This window comes from Flectobacillus sp. BAB-3569, from assembly GCF_002270355.1.
GTDB lineage: Bacteria > Bacteroidota > Bacteroidia > Cytophagales > Spirosomataceae > Flectobacillus > Flectobacillus roseus.
This window is the reverse complement of the sequence record NZ_NJFZ01000042.1, coordinates 124450-145439: the sequence shown is the minus strand read 5'-3', so window position 1 is coordinate 145439 and position 20990 is coordinate 124450. Positions and strand designations below refer to the sequence as shown.

Annotated in this window: 11 protein-coding genes and 1 pseudogene; all 12 read left to right on the top strand. The window is 38.8% G+C overall.

Annotation, left to right across the window (positions count from 1 at the left end; genetic code table 11):
- Positions 1-54 precede the first annotated feature (54 nt).
- The 12 genes and pseudogenes from BWI92_RS25600 (at position 55) to BWI92_RS25550 (ending at position 20944) form a co-directional block, all read left to right on the top strand.
- Entirely contained in the window at positions 55-1104 is a 1050-nt protein-coding gene (locus BWI92_RS25600) for a FecR family protein (RefSeq protein ID WP_095168326.1), read from the top strand.
- Positions 1105-1331: 227 nt separating this feature from the next.
- A complete protein-coding gene (locus BWI92_RS25595; protein WP_095168324.1) occupies positions 1332-4721 on the top strand; it encodes a TonB-dependent receptor in 3390 nt (1129 codons plus the stop codon).
- An 86-nt stretch (positions 4722-4807) separates the two neighbouring features.
- The gene (locus BWI92_RS25590) at positions 4808-6361 is read left to right on the top strand and encodes a RagB/SusD family nutrient uptake outer membrane protein (protein ID WP_176464543.1); all 1554 of its coding nucleotides are present in this window, start codon (positions 4808-4810) and stop codon (positions 6359-6361) included.
- Positions 6362-6605: 244 nt separating this feature from the next.
- On the top strand, positions 6606-8042 hold the full coding sequence (locus BWI92_RS25585; RefSeq protein WP_217903491.1) for an arabinan endo-1,5-alpha-L-arabinosidase: 1437 nt from the start codon (positions 6606-6608) through the stop codon (positions 8040-8042).
- Positions 8043-8281: 239 nt separating this feature from the next.
- Complete coding sequence (locus BWI92_RS25580; protein ID WP_176464542.1) at positions 8282-11482, top strand: VCBS repeat-containing protein; 3201 nt, start codon at positions 8282-8284, stop codon at positions 11480-11482.
- Positions 11483-11641: 159 nt separating this feature from the next.
- Positions 11642-12975: pseudogene (locus BWI92_RS28945) on the top strand (alpha-L-arabinofuranosidase); the annotation flags it as partial.
- On the top strand, positions 12967-13623 hold the full coding sequence (locus tag BWI92_RS28940; RefSeq protein ID WP_409024764.1) for an alpha-L-arabinofuranosidase C-terminal domain-containing protein: 657 nt from the start codon (positions 12967-12969) through the stop codon (positions 13621-13623). The pseudogene BWI92_RS28945 and the gene BWI92_RS28940, both read left to right, overlap by 9 nt.
- A 76-nt stretch (positions 13624-13699) precedes the next feature.
- Positions 13700-14662 carry an arabinan endo-1,5-alpha-L-arabinosidase gene (locus BWI92_RS25570; RefSeq protein ID WP_095168316.1) on the top strand — a complete coding sequence of 321 codons (963 nt, stop codon included), beginning with the start codon at positions 13700-13702 and terminating at the stop codon, positions 14660-14662.
- Positions 14663-15106: 444 nt separating this feature from the next.
- Complete coding sequence (locus tag BWI92_RS25565) at positions 15107-15808, top strand: NrtR DNA-binding winged helix domain-containing protein (protein WP_095168314.1); 702 nt, start codon at positions 15107-15109, stop codon at positions 15806-15808.
- A 199-nt stretch (positions 15809-16007) separates the two neighbouring features.
- Positions 16008-17645: a ribulokinase gene (locus tag BWI92_RS25560; protein ID WP_095168312.1), complete on the top strand. Its 1638-nt coding sequence runs from the start codon at positions 16008-16010 to the stop codon at positions 17643-17645.
- A 111-nt stretch (positions 17646-17756) separates the two neighbouring features.
- Entirely contained in the window at positions 17757-19262 is a 1506-nt protein-coding gene (gene araA, locus BWI92_RS25555) for an L-arabinose isomerase (RefSeq protein ID WP_095168309.1), read from the top strand.
- A gap of 143 nt (positions 19263-19405) precedes the next feature.
- Positions 19406-20944 (top strand): alpha-N-arabinofuranosidase, encoded by a 1539-nt coding sequence (locus BWI92_RS25550; RefSeq protein ID WP_095168306.1) that lies wholly within the window; start codon positions 19406-19408, stop codon positions 20942-20944.
- Positions 20945-20990 lie beyond the last annotated feature (46 nt).

Sequence of the window (20990 nt, the reverse complement as noted above, 5' to 3'; positions counted from 1 at the left end):
TTACTATGGTCATTCCTTGAGTTTTTGTCTTTCTGTATTTGAAAGAACTAAACTATGGAATCGAATCAACCCAATATAGAGCAATTTCTGAGTAACTCTTCATTTGTAAAATGGGTAAAAGAGCCAGATGATGTTTCAAACGAGTTTTGGAACAATTGGCTTTTAAATAATCCTGACAAAAAAGAGACGTTTGACCTTGCCAAAAGCATTATTCAAAATCTTGCTTACAAGCATCAGTATCATTTAGACAAACAAGAACTTGATGCGATGTTTGAGAGTATCAAATCGACAGTTGCACAAAATTCTGAAACAGAGAAGCTACATACTATCTCAATATTTAAAAATAATATAAAACGATTCTGGTGGGTGGCTGCGTCTGTGGTTATTGGTATTATCTATTCTTTTCAGACAGAATTTACTAAGGAGCGTTTGATGACTTCTGTTTTGACGCTTGGGAATAAACAGTTTTACGGAGCCAATCCTGGTGAAAGAATTAAGGTAATACTTCCTGATGGCTCAATTGTAACGCTTCAAGGAGGAAGTTCTATTACTTATAATTCTGATTTTCAAGATTCTATTAGAAAAGTGGAGTTGAATGGACAGGCATTTTTTGAGGTTGTCAAAAATCCTCAAAAACCCTTTGTCGTACAATCAAAACATTTGAGAACTAGAGTTTTGGGAACAAGTTTTTCGGTAAATGATTTTGAAAAGGACGTTACTGGCAAAGTTGCAGTAAGAACAGGAAAAGTAAGTATGAGTGTAGTTGAAAACCATCAATCCGAAATACTTACTCCTAGTAAAATGGGAGTCTGGCATGAAGCTCAAAAGCAGATTGAAGTTAGTTCGTTTGACCTGAAATCTGAGGTCGCTTGGAAAGATAACATATTGTACTTTTCTAAGGAGGATATGCCAAGTGTTTTATCCAAAATTGAAGCTTGGTATGGGGTAAAAATTACAGTTGATTCATCCCTAAAATTGAAAGGAAGATACAGTGGTGAGTTTTATGACGAGTCTCTCGAAAATGTTCTGACTGGTGTTGGGTTTACTTCAGGCTTTGATTTTGAAATCAATGGAAAAGAAGTAAGAATCACACCAAACCACTAGGCTGTTTGCCCAATTTTATTATTAATCATAGTCATATTTTACGCTAACATATCTAAACATTAATTATGAATTCTTTGCTTCAAAACTCCAGCTAACCAAACAAAAAAAGCCGACTATGCGTCGGCTCCTTGATTGAGTTCTGAGCTATCTAAAAAGATTGGCGTCTGTGCGATAGAGCAGAACTAGGAATTTTAATTATTTCAATCATCAAAATCCCAATCAAATATATGAAAATCCTTCGACCCAAGTCGCTTCTCCAGTTAAAAAAACGATTTACGACTATGTTAATGCTCCTCATGAGTATTTTACAAATTAATATTCTAGGCATTTTTGGTGCACAAGCCAAAAGTGTCGAGAATACTCGTCTGAACATGAAAGTAGAAAAAGCTACGATTGTTCAGGTATTTAAAGAAATCGAAAAGCAAACGCAATTTCATTTTTCATACAATGATGCTTACCTCAATGAGCAGGTGAAAGTTACATTGAACGTGCAAAATAAGAGGCTTTCGGAAGTTCTTAATTTCTTGACGAAAGAAGTCAATCTTCAATTTAAGCAAGTGCGCGGCAATATTCACGTCTTGAATACAGCTAATACCGACCGAAATTATAACCCAAACGTTCAGTCAAACGCTACTCTAGAAGATATTATAGTTTCTGGCGCAGTATTACACGTATCTGGTCGAGTGACAAGCCGTGAAGATAATCAGCCAGTGGCTGGAGCTACCATTCGTATTAAAGGAACAAATAAAGGAACAGTAGCCGATGCACAAGGAAATTACAAAATTGAGGTAGACGATGCCAACGCTGTCATTGAAATATCTTCTGTGGGTTTCTTAAAACAGGAAATTCGTGTGGGTGGTCGTAGCACCATCAACGTAGAATTGACGGCTGACATCGCTAAACTTGATGAGGTGGTTGTGGTTGGTTATGGTACCCAAAAAGTAAAAGATTTGACAGGTTCGGTAGGTATTGTCAAAATGGAAGATGCTAAGAAAACAGCAAGTTATGATGTTGCCAAAATGCTACAAGGTCAAGTGGCTGGGGTCACGGTACATGGTTCTGGCGAGCCTGGTGGATTTGTAAGTATCAAAATTCGAGGTATTAGTTCTTTCAATAACAACAGTCCATTGTTTGTGATTGATGGAGTTCCTGTAGATGCACCGTTTGATTTTTCTCCAGACGATATTGAGAGCGTTCAAGTGTTAAAAGATGCCTCGGCAGGTGCTATTTATGGGGCACGAGCGGCTACAGGCGTTGTGATTATAACAACCAAAAAAGGTAAAGCAGGACCTCTGAAAGTAGATTATTCAGGTTATGCGGGTGTACAAGAAATAGCGAAACGTATTCCTGTAACTAACCGCGTTGGTTATCAGAATATCACAAGTGCGGCCGAATTGAATGCTGGTTTGTTGGTAGCGCCTGCCAACGACCCGAAAAGTCCATCATATATTAGCAAAGTAGATACCGATTGGCAAAAAGAAGGCTTTAAAACGGGTAAAATTACCGACCATAATCTCAACTTTTCGGGTGGTACCGAGGCGCTGAGAGGAAGTGTTTCTTTGGGATATTTTGATCAAAGTAGTACCTACACGGGTCCTCAAAACTATAAACGTTATAGCTTGAATGGTAATTTGACAGGTAAAAAAGGTATTTTCTCATTTGGGGCAAAGTTTGCCTACACACAGTCGCACAAGGTAAATAATGCCAATACTAGAGAACACGCCGTTTTTGGAGGGAGTGTAACTAGTTTATTGACGGCCATTCCGACAATGCCTGTGTACGACCCTAATCGTTTGGGTGGTTATGGCGGTAGTGATAACAATACCCAACGAGCTATTACTTTGAACGTAGTTGGGATGAATGCTTTATTGAAAAGTACAGGAGACCGTAATCGTATTTTAGGAAATTTCTGGGGTGAGTTGGAATTGGCGAAAAACTTAAAATACAGATTAAGTGTTAGTTACGACCGTACAGATTGGAAAGACTTCTTCTTTGAACCAAAATATGATTTAGGGTTTTACTACCTTACTCCATTGGCGTTTTTATCTCAAACACGTGGTGGTGCTAATACTTTCTTGATTGAAAATACTGCAACGTATCTGAAAGAAATTGGTAAACATAAGATTGATGTGTTGGCAGGTATTACACATCAAAAAGATGAGTGGGCGTCTATGACTGGTACGGCTTTGGGTCTTACGGAGCCTTATTTCTTAACATTAAGTTCTGGATTAGAAGCTTCGGGCGGTCGTGGTATCAACGAATATCAGTGGAATGCAGCGCTTCAATCCTACTTGGGTCGTGTGAACTACAACTATGGTGATAGATACCTATTGACTTTCAATTTCCGTCGTGATGGTTCTTCTCGATTTAGTCCATCAAATCGTTTCGGTAATTTCATGTCATTGGCCGCAGCTTGGAATGTACATAATGATATTCAGTTACCCGAATTTATCAATAGCATGAAAGTTCGTGGTGGTTATGGAGAATTAGGTAATCAGTCTATTGGTCAATATCTCTATGATACCTATATCAACACCAATGCGAATTATGTGTTCAACAATGCTTTGGCTCCAGGTGCTACTCGTACACAAGTGGTTGATCCGTCTATTAAATGGGAATCGAAAAGAACCACCAACGTGGCGGTTGATTTTGGTTTCATGAATGATAAAATCTCATTTACTGCTGAATATTTTGATAATCGTGCTTATGATATGTTGGTGGGTATTCCAATTCCAGCATCTGTTGGTTCTACCAATGCTAGTGTTACAACAAATATTGCTTCGGTTAGCAACTCTGGGGTTGAATTAACGGCAACTTATCGTAAAAAAACAGGAGATTTTAAGTATGAAATTTCTGCCAATGCACATACGCTCAAAAACAAAGTATTAGCCCTAGGAGGAAACAATGAGCCAATTTATGGTGCAGCGAGTAAAACAGAAGTCGGACATTCTGTAGGGGAGATTTATGGATATATTACTGAAGGTATTTTCCAGAATGCTGATGATGTAAAAAATCATGCTACTCAATTGAATGCTGCCCCTGGTGATATTAAGTTTAAAGACCTCAATGGTGACGGCAAAATCACAGCCGAGGGCGACCGTACTTATTTGGGCTCATCTATTCCAAACTTTTATTATGGTTTGAACTTTGGTGCATCATACAAAAACTTTGACGTATCATTTTTTATGCAAGGGCAGGCGGGGAATAAGGTTTACAATGGTGTATATCGTGATTTAATGGCTCAACAATATGGTAATCATCACGTAGACGCTCTTAATTATTGGACTCTAACTAATACCAATACTAATGTGCCTCGTCCAGTGATTGGTGACCCAAATGCAAACACGCGTGATTCAGACAGGTTTGTAGAAAGTGGAGCTTATTTGCGTATGCAAAATGCGCAAATTGGATACAACGTGCCTCAAAGTATTTTGAACAAAATTAAAGGTGTAAGTAAAATCAGAATCTATGCATCTGGACAGAACATTTTCTTGATTTCTGGCTATCGTGGCTACGACCCAGACTTTGCAAGTGATGGTCTATTGAGCAGAGGTTTAGATTATGGCTCTTATCCGAATCCTCGTACCGTTATGCTTGGTTTGCAAGTAGGTTTCTAATTTGATATAGATAGTTGAACGTGCCATTTTAAGAGCACTATATGTCTGTGAGTTACTTTACAAAATCGTTTAATTTTAGATTTTCCATGAATAAAAAATATATAATAGCCTTTGTGGCAGCCATGATGTTGGCTACGGGCTGTGAAAAAGACTTGGAGCAAACAAACCCCAACCAGCAAACTTCGGCTACTTTTTGGCAGTCACAAGATGATGCTATAAAGGGAGTGAATGCTGCTTACCAAACCCTTATAATTGATGGCGGGTATATGCGTAGTACACCTTTGTTGCTCGATACCCGTGGCGACGACATCAAGAGTAATAGTCCTTGGGATCAGATGTACAATTCAGGTAGATTTGCCTTGAATACTGGTAATGATGCCATCTATGGTTGGGCATTTGGGGCTTATTACGAAGGTGTTTCTAAAGCCAATCAGGTGTTGGATTTTGTACCCAAAATAGCGATGGATCAGGCCGTTAAAGACCGTGTTTTGGGTCAGGCTTATTTCTTACGAGGACTTTATTTCTACCATTTAGTCAATTTATTTGGTAATGTAATGTTGCCTACCACTTCGGTAAAAAGTACAGCTGATTTTTATGTTAAACAATCTACCGCAGAGGAAGGTTGGGCACAAGTAATTTCAGATTTAAAAAAGGCTTCTGAATTGCTTCCTGTTAGTTATGATAATGTGGCGGGGCCCGATAAAGGTCAAACAGGTCGCGCTACTAAAGGAGCAGCTTTAGGGTTTTTAGGAAAAGCTTATTTGTTTACTAAAAAATATACCGAGGCCGCTACACAGTTCAAGGCGGTTATCGATTTAGGAGTCTACGATTTGATGCCTAATTACCGTGATAATTTTACAGAAGTTGCCGAAAATAATAAAGAATCATTGTTTGAAGTTCAATTTTCTCGTGATGCTGGCGGTAAAGATATGAACTGGGGTGGCGAGCCTGCTCCTGGCTGGGGGGCAGTTTCGGGTCGTGCCATTACTTATGGCCCACGTGGTTTTGGCTGGACAGATGTGCAACCTACTCGCTCTGTATTTAACGAGTTTTTAGTGGAGAAAACTGCCGCAGGAAAAGATGACCCTCGTTTGGAGGCAACGATTTTCTATAACAAACCGGGTGGTATGAAATTGTATGGAAAAGATTTTGCTACTTTTTATACAAATCCTAACGATTTGAATGATTTGTTCTGTCGAAAATATGAAAACGATGAAACCAAAGCCGATGAGTTTGACTGGCGTTCGGGTATCAACGAGCGTATTTTGAGATACGCTGATATTTTACTTATGTATGCCGAATGTTTGAATGAAACAGGACAAACCGCACAAGCTTATCAGTACATACAACGAGTTCGCTCGCGTGTAGGGTTACCAAATTTAGCAACTACCAAGCCAAATATGACTGCTGCACAAATGCGTGATCAATTAGCTCATGAAAGACTTTTGGAGTTTTGCTTGGAAGGTCACCGTTTTGATGATATTCGTCGTTGGGGTTGGCTACAAGATGCCACAAAGCTAGCAGAATTGAAGCTTCGTGACCCTGAGTTTAACACTTATCAAGCAGGTAGAGAGTTTTATCCAATTCCGCAGCGTGAGATAAATACGAATCCTGGTGTTAAACAAAATGCTGGTTATTAGGGTTTTACCACAACTCTAATTATTGCTCAAATAACAATAAGCTATAGGCAGTGGACAAAGTAAGAGTTTCTTAAAAATTACTTATTCTGATTATTGTCTATGGCTTACTCCTAAAAATAAGGCCTTATCTCTAAACCTAAAAAATATTTGATGCCACCCTTTCAATCATCAATACGGTACCTCAATCTGTAGACTTATGCTTTTTTCAACAAAAAAATATTTTTTTATACTTCTAATATTGACCATGTTAGGACTTGGGTCTTGCTCGAAAAGTGCCGTAGAGTCCACCCCAACCCCTACGCCTAATCCCAGCCCAACAGCACCAGCTTTTGATATAAACTCTATCAAAGACTCTTATGCAGATGTGGCCGCTGCTAGTAATTATTTGCGTTGGGGACCCTACAATGTACATGACCCATCAATTATCAAGGAAGGCGATACCTATTATTGCTACAATACAGACGTAGCTTACGGAACAGATATTCGCCCGGGAATTCAGATTCGCCAGTCAAAAGACTTGATAGAATGGAAGTTTTATGGTTGGGTATTTGATGGTTTGCCAACATTAGGGGCAAACTTTATCAAGCAAAAAGGCATTCAACCGTTTAATTCTTTGTGGGCGCCGTACATAATGAAAGTAGGGAATGAATTTCGTTTGTATTATTCACTTTCCTCTGGTGACCCTCGTTTAAGTGTGATTGGATTGGCTACCGCCAGCTCGCCCTTGGGACCATGGAAAGAGCAAGGTTTGGTAGTGACGTCTCAAAATGACAATACTCGCCAAACTAATGCAATTGACCCAACAGTGGTGGTTACGCCAACAGGTGAACACTATTTTTATTATGGCTCGGCTTGGGATGGTATTTATATGCTCAAACTCAATCCTGCTACTGGTTTACCACTCGTTGCAGGTGATAAAGGTAAACGAATTGCGAATCGTGGTTTTACCAATGGGCAATACAATGGTAATATCGAAGGCCCAGAAATAATTTATAATAAAGAACTCAAAAAGTATTTTCTATTTATTTCTTATGACTGGTTAGCTACTAAATATAATGTTCGAGTAGGGCGTTCAGACTCTCCTGAAGGACCTTTTTATGATTTTGAAGGACGTAACCTCAATGAAGATATCGACCATGGTCCGATGATATTGGCGCCTTATCAGTTTGCAGGTCATGCGGGCTGGCAAGGAGTGGCACATTGTAGTGTTTTCGAAAATGCTGGACAGTATTATATGGCACATCAGGGTCGCCCGGGACAGGATATTAATTTTATGATTCTACATGTCCGTAAAATCTTTTGGACAAAAGATGGTTGGCCAGTGGTTTCGCCAGAGCGCTATGCAGGAGAATTTACCACTGCTATTACGAAAGAAAATTTGGTAGGAAATTGGGAGCAAGTTATTCTTGGATATAGAGTGGTTCCTGGGTATGATAAAGAACAAAACTCTCCTGATTTTCAAGTAGCTACTACTATTTCATTGGATGCCAATGGTGGTATTAATGGAAGCACAGCCAATACATGGTCATATTCAGCGCCTTGGCTTACTATGAAATGGAGTAATGGTTTTACCGACGAAGTATTGGTTGAACGAGGTCGCGATTGGGAAAATAAAAAGGAAACTATTCTTTTTTCTGGTTTGAATAATAAAGGGACCGCTATCTGGGGAAAGAAGAAATAACTTTCTGAAACGTTGCCTTCCCATTAAAATAATAGACAAATGCTTATGAGACATTTTTTTTGACGACTTCAAAAAGATATATCTTTCTGTTTTTCATCTTTTTGGGTGGATTTACTTCATGTCAAAAGAAGACTAAAAGTCCTTTACATTTTGTTTCTATTTCTAGTAGTCAGTCACATATTGATTTTAGTAATACGCTGACAGAGTCTGATTCGGTGAATTTTTACACGAATGAATATATGTACATTGGCTCTGGCGTGGGAGTTGGCGACTTCGATAATGACGGTTTGCAAGATGTAATTTTTGTGGGTAGTCAGGTACGTCCTCGCTTGTATTTGAATAAAGGAACAATGCAATTTGAGGACATCACTACGAAAGCTAACATTCCAGAGTTGTCTTGGTGTACAGGTGTGAGCATCGTAGACATTAATCAAGACGGGTGGCAGGATATTTATATTTGCGTTTCACACCATAAAAATCCTCAGAATCGGAAGAATATTTTATTAATAAATCAGAAAAACCTGACTTTCAAGGAAGAAGCCCAAGCCTATGGACTGGCTGATGAAGGTTTTTCGACACAAGCTTGTTTTTTAGATTATGATAAAGATGGCGATTTGGATGTATATGTATTGAACCACCAGTTGTTTAATCCTCAACCAAATAAACTTGTGGTGCCTGACTCCTCAGGATTATCGCCTGCCGCTGACCACCTTTATCAAAATATTGGTTTTGATAAGAAATTAGGACATCCTGTTTTTCAGAATGTATCTCAGCAGACAGGTATTTTGGAGGATGGTTATGGCTTGGGAGTAACCGTTGCCGATTTTAATCAGGATACCTATCCTGATATTTATGTGGCCAATGATTATCTCAGCAATGATAAACTGTGGTTAAATCAACAAAATGGAACTTTCAAAAATGTAATAGCTCAAGCTACCCAGCATCAAAGTTATAATAGTATGGGAGTTGATGCCGCAGATTTGAATAATGATTTGTCACCTGATATCATGGTTTTGGATATGCTCCCGCCAACCAATGAGCGCAAAAAGATGATGGCATTGGGATTTAGTCCTGAGAAGTACGATATGCAACGAAAACTAGGATATCAACCTGAGTTTTCACGGAATATGTTACAGCTTCATCGAGGAAATCAACTTGTGAACCAACAACAAATACCTATTTTTAGTGAGATAGGTAATTTGGCAGGAGTAGCCGAAACGGATTGGAGTTGGAGCGTGCTGTGTGCTGATTTTGATAATGATGGCTGGAAAGATTTACATATCACTAATGGTTTGGCTAAGGATTTGACAAACAATGATTTTCTGAATTTTACTAAAGAAGCTCAACAAAGCAGTTATCAGTTTGGCGGCGGAAGCAATAGTTTAAATACTTTTGATACAAAAAGTATTCATGATTTACGAAAAAAATTGGATGAGTTTGGACCTGTTAAGTTGAATAATTTTTTCTTTCAAAATACTCAAAACCTTCAATTTGAAGATATCACACAAGAGGTTGGACTAGAAAATCCTTCTATTTCGCATGGCGCTGCCTATGCCGATTTCGACAATGATGGTGATTTAGATTTGGTGATTAATAATACTAATCAAAAGGCTTTTCTCTATCAAAATACCCTAAATGATGATACTAATAAGGCTCACTTTTTAACGATTACCTTAAAAGGAAATGAAGGAAATCTAGATGGTTTTGGTACAAAGGTTGAATTTTATACTGAAGGTAAAGTGCAGATGCTCGAACAACAGCCCGTTCGTGGATATGCTTCCTCTGTCGAAAATCGTTTACATGTTGGGTTAGGAGAATCTAGTCTAATTGATTCATTAATAGTAACTTGGCCAAGTCAAAAAGTACAAAAACTTTTTCGAGTAAAAGTAGATACGAGCTTACTTTTGAAAGAAAGTGATGCTAATGAGTTAGTAGATATTCATACAAAGTTCTTTGAAGATAAAGGTATTGGACTTGATTTTATTCATCAAGAAACACCATTTTTTGACTATTACAATCGTCGATTACAACCTCAAAAATATTCACAATTGGGACCGTGCCTAGCCAAGGGTGATGTCAATGGAGATGGGCTCGAAGACTTTTTTGTAGGAGGAGCTTCTCGTCAAAATGGATGTTTTTACATTCAACTGAAGTCTGGAAACTTTAAATCACAAGTATTCAAACAAACCTCAAAATTGCAAGAAGATTTGGCTTCAGTTTTGGTAGATACCGATAACGATGGCGATTTGGATTTGCTTCTGGCAGGTGGAAGTACCGAGTACCCAAGAGGCTATCACAGTTCGGTACAATTATTTTTAAATGATGGGAAAGGCAATTTTCAGCAGAATTTAATGGCAATCCCTGCACAGCTTCAAACTTTTTGTACTACCTTAGCAGTTGCAGACGTAGACCATGATGGCGACCAAGATATTTTTGTAGGTGGTCGACTTGATGCCGAACATTTTCCTCAACTTCCTCAGAGTTATTTATTGATTAACCAAAATGGCTTTTTTAAAGAACAAACCGCTCAATTAGCACCAGACCTTCTGTATGCTGGAATGATTACAGGGGCAGTTTGGACAGATTACAATCACGATAATCAGATGGATTTAGTAATCGTAGGAGAATGGACTTCCGTTCAATTTTTCAAAAATCAACATGGGAAATTAAGTTTAGATACTCAAACTAGCGAGTTGACTCATAGGAGAGGTATGTGGCGAAGTATAATCGCAAAGGATTTAGATGCCGATGGAGACCAAGATTTGGTGTTAGGAAATTGGGGACTCAATCAAAAATATCATATTTCTGAAACAAGACCTTATCATCTTTTTGCGAAGGATATTGATAATAACGGCACGAATGAGCTGCTTCCTGCCTACTTTTTGAAAAACAAAACAGGAAATTTTGAATTGTATCCCGATTTGGACCGCAATCAATTTGCGGAACAAACGCCCACGATAAAAAAGAAATTCCTATTGCACCTTGATTTTTCTGAAACGACGATGAGCGAGCTGATAGAACACATCGGCAAAGAATCACTAATAGATTTGAGCTGTGATTATGGGCAAAGTGTTTGGCTTGAAAATCAAGCTGGGAAATTTGTAACGCACGACTTGCCAATTGAGGCTCAAATGGCTCCTATTAACGCTATCGAAGCTACTGATGTCAATACTGATGGAATGCTAGATTTGATTTTGGCAGGAAATGAATTTCAAACCGAAATAACCACGGGGAGAATTGATGCTAGTTACGGATTGGTTTTGTTGGGTACAAAGCAGAAGAGATTTTTACCCCAACCTATTGGTTATCAGGGTATATACTTAAGAGGTGATGTAAAGGCGTTTCAACTCATTCGTGGTGCTCAGAAGTCTTATTTGGTGGTAGCAGAAAATAATCAAAGACTAAAATATTACCCTATAAGTATTAGTGCTGAATTGTGAGTTGTGAATGTAAATTTTAATTATCAATATTTTACATCTGCAATTGATTAAATAGATTTTACCCGCTCTAGGCCTTAAGCTTAACCAATAATTTTTACATAGTATTCTATAAAAACAATATACATTCGAAACATTAACTTATCCCATTTATCTATTTGTATGAACCGTATAATAAAGACCGTTAGCTTATTTATGGCTACCACTTTGTTGGCACAAGCACAAGCACCAAGTCCGATAAAGGTGAATGTTGCCCAACCAGTTTCTGAAATTCAACCTACTATGTGGGGGATATTTTTTGAAGATATCAATCTCGGTGCCGATGGTGGTATTTATGCCGAATTGGTAAAAAATCGCTCATTCGAATTCCAAAAACCATTGATGGGTTGGAAAATTGAGCGCAAAACTTTTCATGAAGGAGAGGTTTTGATTCAGAATCGTGCAGACAAAAATACAGCAAACCCTCGTTTTGTAACAATCAAGGTTGAAAATGCACAAAAAGGTGACCTTGGTCTAACCAATGAGGGCTTCCGCGGAATGGGTATCAAAAATGGATTGAGATATGATTTTTCTGTGATGTATCGTCAGTCTGGAAGTCCTGTCAAGCTTCATTTAGAGTTATTAGATGCCAAAGGACAAGTAATTGGAGAAGGCACCCTTAGTCCTTCCCAAACCGATGGACAATGGCATAAGCAAGCCGTTAGTTTTAAATCTACAGCAACTGAGGCAAAGGGAAAATTCCGTATTTGGTTTGAAGGAAATGGTCAAATTGACTTAGATATGATTTCGCTTTTTCCAGAAGATACCTGGAAAGGACGCCCTGGAGGGATGCGTGCCGATATGATTCAGAAGTTGGCCGATTTAAAACCTGGCTTTATTCGTTTTCCTGGAGGTTGTATTGTCGAAGGCTTTGATTTGAATAACCGTTATCAATGGAAAAAACGATTGGACCAATCGAGGAGCGCCAATTAATTATGAACCGTTGGAATATCGAATTTGCGCACCGTGCAGCCCCAGATTACTTCCAAACATTCGGTTTAGGATTTTTCGAATATTTACAATTGGCAGAAGATATTGGTTCTGAAGCACTTCCAATCCTTAACTGCGGTATGGCTTGTCAGTTCAACTCTGCGGAAGTCGTGCCTTTGGATCAACTCGAACCGTATGTGCAAGATGCTTTAGATTTGATTGAATTTGCCAATGGTGATATCAATACGACTTGGGGAAAAGTGCGTGCTCAAATGGGGCATCCAGCGCCTTTTAATCTGAAAATGATGGGTGTCGGTAATGAAAACTGGGGACCACAGTACATTGAGCGATTGAAGATTTTTACCAAAGCTATCAAAGCAAAGTATCCTAATTTTAAATTGATAAATAGCTCTGGTACCGACCCTAACGGCGACCGTTTTGACTATTTGAATAAAGAATTGCGTGCTATGAATGCCGACTTTATCGACGAGCATTACTACCGTGCACCAGAATGGTTCTTGAAAAATGCAGGTCGTTATGATAGTTATGACCGCAATGGTTCGAAGGTTTTTGCAGGTGAGTATGCATCTCATACTAATAATGGTGCTCCTTCCAGCAATCGTAACACATGGAGAGCTGCGCTCTCAGAAGCGGCATTTATGACTGGTTTGGAACGTAATGCGGCTGTGGTTCAAATGGCGTCTTATGCCCCGTTATTTGCACACGTGGATGGTTGGCAGTGGAATCCTGATTTGATTTGGGTTGATAACCTACAATCTTTTGGTACACCAAGTTATTATGTTCAGCAACTGTATTCTTTAAATAAAGGCACTCACGTTTTATCAATGACTCAAAATAATCAACCATTGATTGGACAAGATAGTTTGTATGCGTCGGCTAGTTGGGATAAGGCAAGTAATGAGATTATCTTGAAAATTGCGAACAATAACAATCAAGCACAAGTGCGTGAAATACAATTGGATGGTGTGAAAAAATTGGATCCAAATGCTAAGTTGATCATGATGCAAAGTGATCCAAATGCAGTAAATACGTTTGAAGAGGCGCTAAAAGTAAGTCCTACTGAAAAGAAAATTGTGGTGAATGCCAAGACTAAAAAAGTAAGTCTCGAACTGGCACCGTATTCATTTTATGTAGTAAGGATAAAAACGCTTTAATCTATCTTTTAAAATCTGCTTTAGTTTGCGGGGAAAATTGTTATGATTTTCCCCTTCTTTTTTCAATTTCTCAAAAATGAAATCTATTTATATTGGTTGTATGGCATTGCTGATGTGGTGCCAATATGAAATCGCTTTTGCTCAAACTTCGCATCCTTATTCTCACGACCCAAGTACTATTATAAAGGATGGTGACAAGTTTTGGTACTTTTCAACAGGTTGGGGAATCACGCCAGCATTTTCAAAAGATTTGAAACATTGGGAAACTAAAACGCCTCCCATATTTAAAAAGGGAGAACATCCTGCTTGGATAGATAGCACTGTACGAGGCTTTAAAGGGCATTTTTGGGCACCTGATGTGATTTTTATGAATGGAAAATATCATGTATATTACTCATGTTCAACCTTCGGCTCACCGACTTCTGCTATTGGATTGGTAACCTCATCGAGCCTCAATCCAGACAGTCCCAATTACGGATGGGATGACCAAGGTGTGGTCGTAAAATCACTAGACAAAAAAGATTTTAATGCCATTGATCCTAGCATTTTGAAAGATTTAGACGGTCGAGTGTATATGACCTATGGGTCTTTTCATGCGGGTATTGCTGGCGTAGAGCTAGATACCTTAACTGGTAAAGTAAAAGTGGGGGCATCTATTACCCCATTGGCTGGTGGCCGCGAATCAGATTGGGAAGCTTCTTGTTTGATTCGTGAAGGAAGGTATTTCTATCTTTTTGTAAATAATGGCTTATGTTGTAAAGGCTTGAATAGTACTTATTATATCGTGGTGGGTCGTTCAGAAAGTCCTCTAGGGCCATTTGTTGACCAATCGGGTCGCAAACTTACTGAAGGTGGTGGCACGGTTTTGCTTCGTAGTCAGGGTACTAAACTGGGGCCTGGACATGTGGGTTTGTTACGTGACGGAAAAAAACTTATTACCTCTGTACATTTCTACGACGCTTCAGATGAAGGAAAGTCAAAGTTTGCTTTGATTAATTTGAAATTTAAAAATGCTTGGCCTCTCCTCACGTGGGAATGAGTAGAGGCAGTTAAGTTTGAAAAACCAAGGCGCTTTTTTTTACTTGTGGGAGTACACAAGTCATTTGTATACAGAGGTTTATCGTAGGTAATTTTAATAATCTTATAAATTTTTCTTATTATTTTTTGTATTAATCAAATATTTGATTTAAAATTGTGTCATAATAACACGTTTTGAATAATCATAGCGATTTGTATTTCATAAATAGTATATAGTGGGGGAATCGCTGATTCCCTTTCACTTCGATAGAAAGGAATAAATTTGAAATAATTTCCTCATTTTTAGTCCTTTTTTAAGTGAAAATAAGTTATTTCGAATTTTTAAAGTAAAAAGTATCTTTATAAGCATCATATTTTTACTTTAAGTTAAACGAATAACCATTTTCTGAGAGTAATCAGGCTATTTATGACAAAGCCCAAAGCTTTATAAAAACTATAACAAAGAATGCTAGCAAGATATAATCATAGTACTCGAATCCTTTTGGCTCTAGACTGTATTGTGTTTGGGTTTGATGGAGAAGAGTTGAAGTTATTATTAATCAAACGTGATTTTGAACCTGAGCGTGGCAAGTGGTCATTGATGGGTGGTTTCTTGAATGAGGATGAGGATTTGGAGGTGGCGGCCAACCGTATTTTGTATGACTTGACAGGTTTGAAAGATATATATTTCGAAGAAATTAAAACTTTTGGCGAAATCAATCGTGACCCCGTGGAGCGAACAGTTTCGGTTTGTTTTTTTGCTTTGATTAATATCCACGCACATAGTCAGGATGCAGCCAAGGCACAAAATGCTTTTTGGATTAGTCTGAAAGACCGTCCAGATTTGATTTTTGACCATAGTAATATGGTTGATTTGGCACTCGAAAGATTGCGGTATCGTGCGGCATTGCATCCTATTGGATTTGAGTTATTGCCTGAGAAATTTACGATTCCTCAATTGCAAAAACTCTATGAAGCGATTTATGATACACCTCTGGACCGTCGTAATTTTAGCCGCAAAATTCTATCGACTAAATTGTTGATAGATACAGGTGAAAAAAACGAAAACTCGGCGACCAAGAAGGCGATTTTGTATAAACTAGACCAAGAGAAATATCAGAGACAGTTTAATGCTTTTCATTATTTTGTATCTGATTTTAAAGTCTAAAATCCGAAAGTACCAAGAGCGAATAAGTGAATCCATATAAACCTGAATAGGTCATGAGTATTTTATAAATAACTTGTGCTTAGGGAAATAACAGAAGGTTTATAAGAAAAAGTACTTATTCGCTTTTTTGAAATATAAAATTGTGTCAATTTAACGCATTTGGCTGATTTCAGCTCGGCTTTAAACATATATTCAACGAATGAAAAATCAATATGTAATCGGAGTTGATTACGGAACAGACTCGGTAAGAGCATTGGTAGTAAATACCGCAACAGGCGAAGAAGTAGGTACAGCCGTTCACTATTATGCACGTTGGAAGCAAGGTTTGTATTGCGATCCAGCTTTATCGCAGTTTAGACAACACCCTTTGGATTATTTGGAGGGTTTACAAAATTCGATAGCTGGTGCATTAGAAGGTTTGAGCGATGAGGTAAAACAAAATATTGTAGGTATTTCGGTAGATACTACAGGTTCTACTCCTGTGGCCGTTGACCAAAACGGTACACCTTTGGCTTTGTTACCTGAGTTTGCTGAAAATCCGAATGGGATGTTTATTCTTTGGAAAGATCATACTGCAAATGCCGAAGCTGAAGAAATCAATCATTTAGCACATCATTGGGATACCGATTTTACAAAATATGTTGGAGGAATTTATTCATCAGAATGGTTTTGGGCAAAAATCCTTCGTACCCTACGCGTAGATGAAACCATTCGTGAAAAGGCCTATTCTTGGGTAGAACACTGTGACTGGATTTCGGCTGTACTAACAGGCAATACCGACCCAATTGCGATGAAAAGAAGCCGTTGTGCCGCAGGACATAAAGCGCTTTGGCACCAAGAATTTGAAGGACTTCCTTCTGAAGAATTTTTGACAAAATTAGATCCACTTTTGGGCGGATTAAGAGATAGACTTTTTAGCGAGACTTATACTTCAGACAATAGTATGGGTATCATCTCAAAAGAATGGGCTGATAAACTTGGTATTTCTGATAAAGCAATAATTGGTGTAGGCGCTTTTGATTGTCACATGGGGGCAGTTGGGGCAGATATTCAGCCTTATTCTTTGTGTAAAGTTATCGGAACGTCTACTTGCGATATGTTGGTAGCGCCAAACGAGGAAATTGGACATTTGTTGATTCGTGGTATTTGTGGTCAGGTAGATGGTTCTATTATTCCGGGTATGTTAGGAATGGAAGCAGGGCAATCGGCTTTTGGTGATTTGTATGCTTGGTTCCAAAAAGTGATTGTTGGACCTGTGCGTGATTTATTGGGTCAGGAAGCTGCCGACAAACTTAGTGCTGAGTTGATTCCTTATCTCTCAGAAAAGGCCTCAGAATTACCTGTCAAAGCTACCGATATTGTGTCTGTTGACTGGATGAATGGTCGTCGTACTCCTGACGCTAAGCATACACTCAAAGGAGGTATTATTGGTTTGAATTTAGGTAGTGATGCTGTGAAGATTTTCAAATCATTAGTAGAGGCAACGGCTTTTGGTGCAAGAGCTATTTCTGACCGTTTCCAACAAGAAGGTGTACCTATTAAGCAAGTAATTGCCATTGGTGGAGTAGCCAAAAAATCACCATTTGTTATGCAAACTTTGGCAGATGTATTGAATATGCCGATTAAAGTAGCGAGTTCAGACCAAGCTTGTGCTTTGGGTGCTGCAATTTGTGCATCAGTCGCAGCTGGTGTATATCCAGATATGGCTTCAGCACAGAAAAATATGGCTTCAGCATTTGATGCAACTTACGAACCTCGTCCAGAAGTTGTGCCTATCTACGAAGCACTTTATCAAAGATACCTAGGCATCGGACAGTATATCGAGGAGAATATATAAATAGCAGTCGGCATTCAGCAGTCAGCTTTCAGTTTTTCCCGATAGCCGACTGCCGATAGCCGATTGCCAAATCTAGTTCCAAAAAATTAAAACATCAAGACAATCAGAACAATGAGTAATTTAAAAACATTTGGCGGTTTGCCATTAGAAGTGTGGTTCGTAACAGGTAGCCAACATTTATACGGTGAAGAAACACTTCGTCAGGTAGATGAACATTCGAAAATCATTGCGGACTCGTTCCAAGCATCTTCGATTATCCCTGTAAATGTGATTTTCAAGCCAGTGGTGAAAACACCAGATGAGATTTATAATATCTGTCAAGAAGCAAACTTTGCTCCTAACTGTATTGGTATTGTCGCATGGATGCACACTTTTTCTCCTGCAAAAATGTGGATTCGTGGTTTGAATATTTTGAAAAAACCATTGTTGCACTTGCATACACAGTTCAACCGTGATATTCCTTGGTCGAGCATCGACATGGACTTTATGAACCTCAACCAATCGGCACATGGTGACCGTGAGTTTGGTTTCATTATGTCTCGTATGCGTTTGAGCCGTAAAGTAGTGGTTGGTCACTGGCAGCAAGAAGATGTGTTACAAAAAATCAATATTTGGGCACGTGTAGCGGCAGGTCGTTTTGAAATGCAACGTTTGAAAGTAGTTCGTTTCGGTGACAACATGCGTCAGGTAGCAGTAACCGATGGCGATAAAGTAGGTGCTGAAATGACTTTTGGTTTTGCTGTAAATACACATGGTGTTGGTGATTTAGTAAAGGTAATCAACCAATTCTCTGATGCTGAAATCAATCAATTGGTAAAAGAATACGAAGATACTTACCAAGTAATGGATTCATTGAAAGCAGGTGGTGCTATGCGTGCCTCTTTGTTTGAAGCTGCTCGCATCGAACTTGGTTTGAAAGCATTCTTGGAAGATGGTGGCTTTGGTGCTTATACCAATACCTTCGAAGATTTGTATGGTATGAAGCAATTGCCGGGTATCGGTTCACAACGTATGATGGCTGCTGGCTATGGTTACGGTGGCGAAGGTGACTGGAAAACCTCTGCTATGGTTCGTGTGATGAAGTTTATGGCGAGTGGTTTAGAAGGTGGTAACTCTTTCATGGAAGATTATACTTATCATTTCGATCCAGCTAATCCAATGGTATTGGGTGCACACATGTTAGAAATCTGTCCAAGTATTGCGAAAGGTGCTGTAAAATGTGAAGTACATCCATTAGGAATTGGCGGTAAAGAAGATCCAGTACGTTTGGTATTCAATGGTGGTGCTGGTGCAGCCTTGAACGTTTCTTTGATCGATATGGGTAACCGTTTCAGAATCTTAGTAAACGAAGTAGATGGCGTAGATGTAACAGAAGAATTACCAAAATTACCTGTAGCGCGCGTATTGTGGAAACCACAACCAGATATGGCAACAGGATGTGCTGCTTGGATTTTGGCAGGTGGCGCTCACCACACCGTATTTAGCCAAAACCTTACAACTGAATATATCGAGGATTTAGCGGATATGTTTGGTGTTGAGTTGGTAGTAATTAATAAAGATACTCAGTTACGCAATCTTAAAAATGAATTGCGTTGGAATGAAGTAGCATACAAATAAGCAGTTTTGGGCGAATGGTGTTATACGCATTATTCGCCCAAATACCAAAGAACTGATAATGTAGGGTTTTGTTTTAGAATCAAACAGACTCACTACTTTGTCGACTGCAAACAAACTATCCTCCTAAATTAATTAACTAAACTATGAAAAAATGGATTTCGACATTAGCGCTTGCAGCTATGTCATTACAAGGATTTGCTCAAAATGAAGTAACGCTTGATGCCTCGCAAGCCAAAACACAAATCAACCGCCAGATATATGGTCACTTTGCTGAACATTTGGGGGCTTGTATTTATGGAGGTTTGTATGTAGGTGAAAACAATACAAAAATTCCTAACATCAACGGTGCTCGTAAGGATGTCATTGAGGCCTTGAAAAAAATGAAGATTCCTAATCTTCGTTGGCCAGGGGGATGTTTTGCAGATACTTATCACTGGAAAGATGGTATTGGTCCTAAAAAACAACGTCCATCGATAGTGAATGCTTGGTGGGGCGGTGTGACAGAGGATAATAGCTTTGGGACACATGATTTTTTGAATTTGTGTAAAGAATTAGGTACAGAACCCTATTTGGCTGGAAACGTGGGTAGTGGTACTGTAAAAGAATTGTCTGACTGGGTTCAATATGTAAACCATAATGGCGTGAGTCCAATGGCAAATTTGCGTAAAGAAAATGGTCAAGATAAAGCTTGGGGAGTAAAATACTGGGGTGTCGGAAACGAAGCTTGGGGTTGCGGTGGTAACATGAAGGCAGAATACTATGCCAACATTTATCGTCAATACGCCACTTTTATGACGGATTGGGATAACGGTTCGAAGTTGTTCAGAATTGCTTCTGGTGCTAACTCGAAGGATTATAATTGGACAGAGGTTTTGATGCGTGATATTCCTCATCACATGTTGGAGGGTATTGCATTACACCATTACTCGGTGATTAACTGGGACAAAAAAGGTCCAGCAGCCAATTTTACTGAAGAACATTATTTCAAAACGATGCAACAGGCTTTGTTTATGGATGAGCTAATCCAAAAGCATACCGCTATTATGGATAAGTATGACCCTAAAAAGAAAGTGGCATTGGTAGTTGACGAATGGGGTGGCTGGTACGAAGTAGAGCAAGGAACAAATCCAGGGTTTTTGTACCAACAGAATACGATGCGTGATGCGGTGTTAGCGGGTGCTACATTGAATATTTTCCACAAACATTCTGAGCGTGTAAGAATGGCAAACTTGGCTCAAATCGTAAACGTATTGCAGGCGGTAGTGTTAACGAAGGAGGAAAAAATGATTTTGACTCCAACTTACCACGTCATGGAAATGTACAATGTACACCAAGATGCAACTAATATTCCAGTTGAAATAAAGTCGAATGACTATGTGTTTGGCACTGAAAAATTACCAGCAGTTTCGGTTTCGGCTTCAAAAGACCAAGCAGGTGTAGTACATATATCATTGACGAACATTGACATTAACAAAGGGCAAGAAATTTCAATCAATTTGAAAGGAATCACAGCCAAAGCTGTTACAGGGCGTGTATTGACATCGGCTAAAGTTCAAGACCACAATACTTTTGACAATCCTGAAAAAGTAAAACCAACAACTTTCACAGGGGCAAGTATTTCTGGTGGTACGCTTAAAGTAAAATTACCTGCTACTTCGGTAGTAGTATTGGAGCTGAAATAATAAAGCTTTTACTATACAATTGTAAAAACTCGCTAGAAACCTCTGG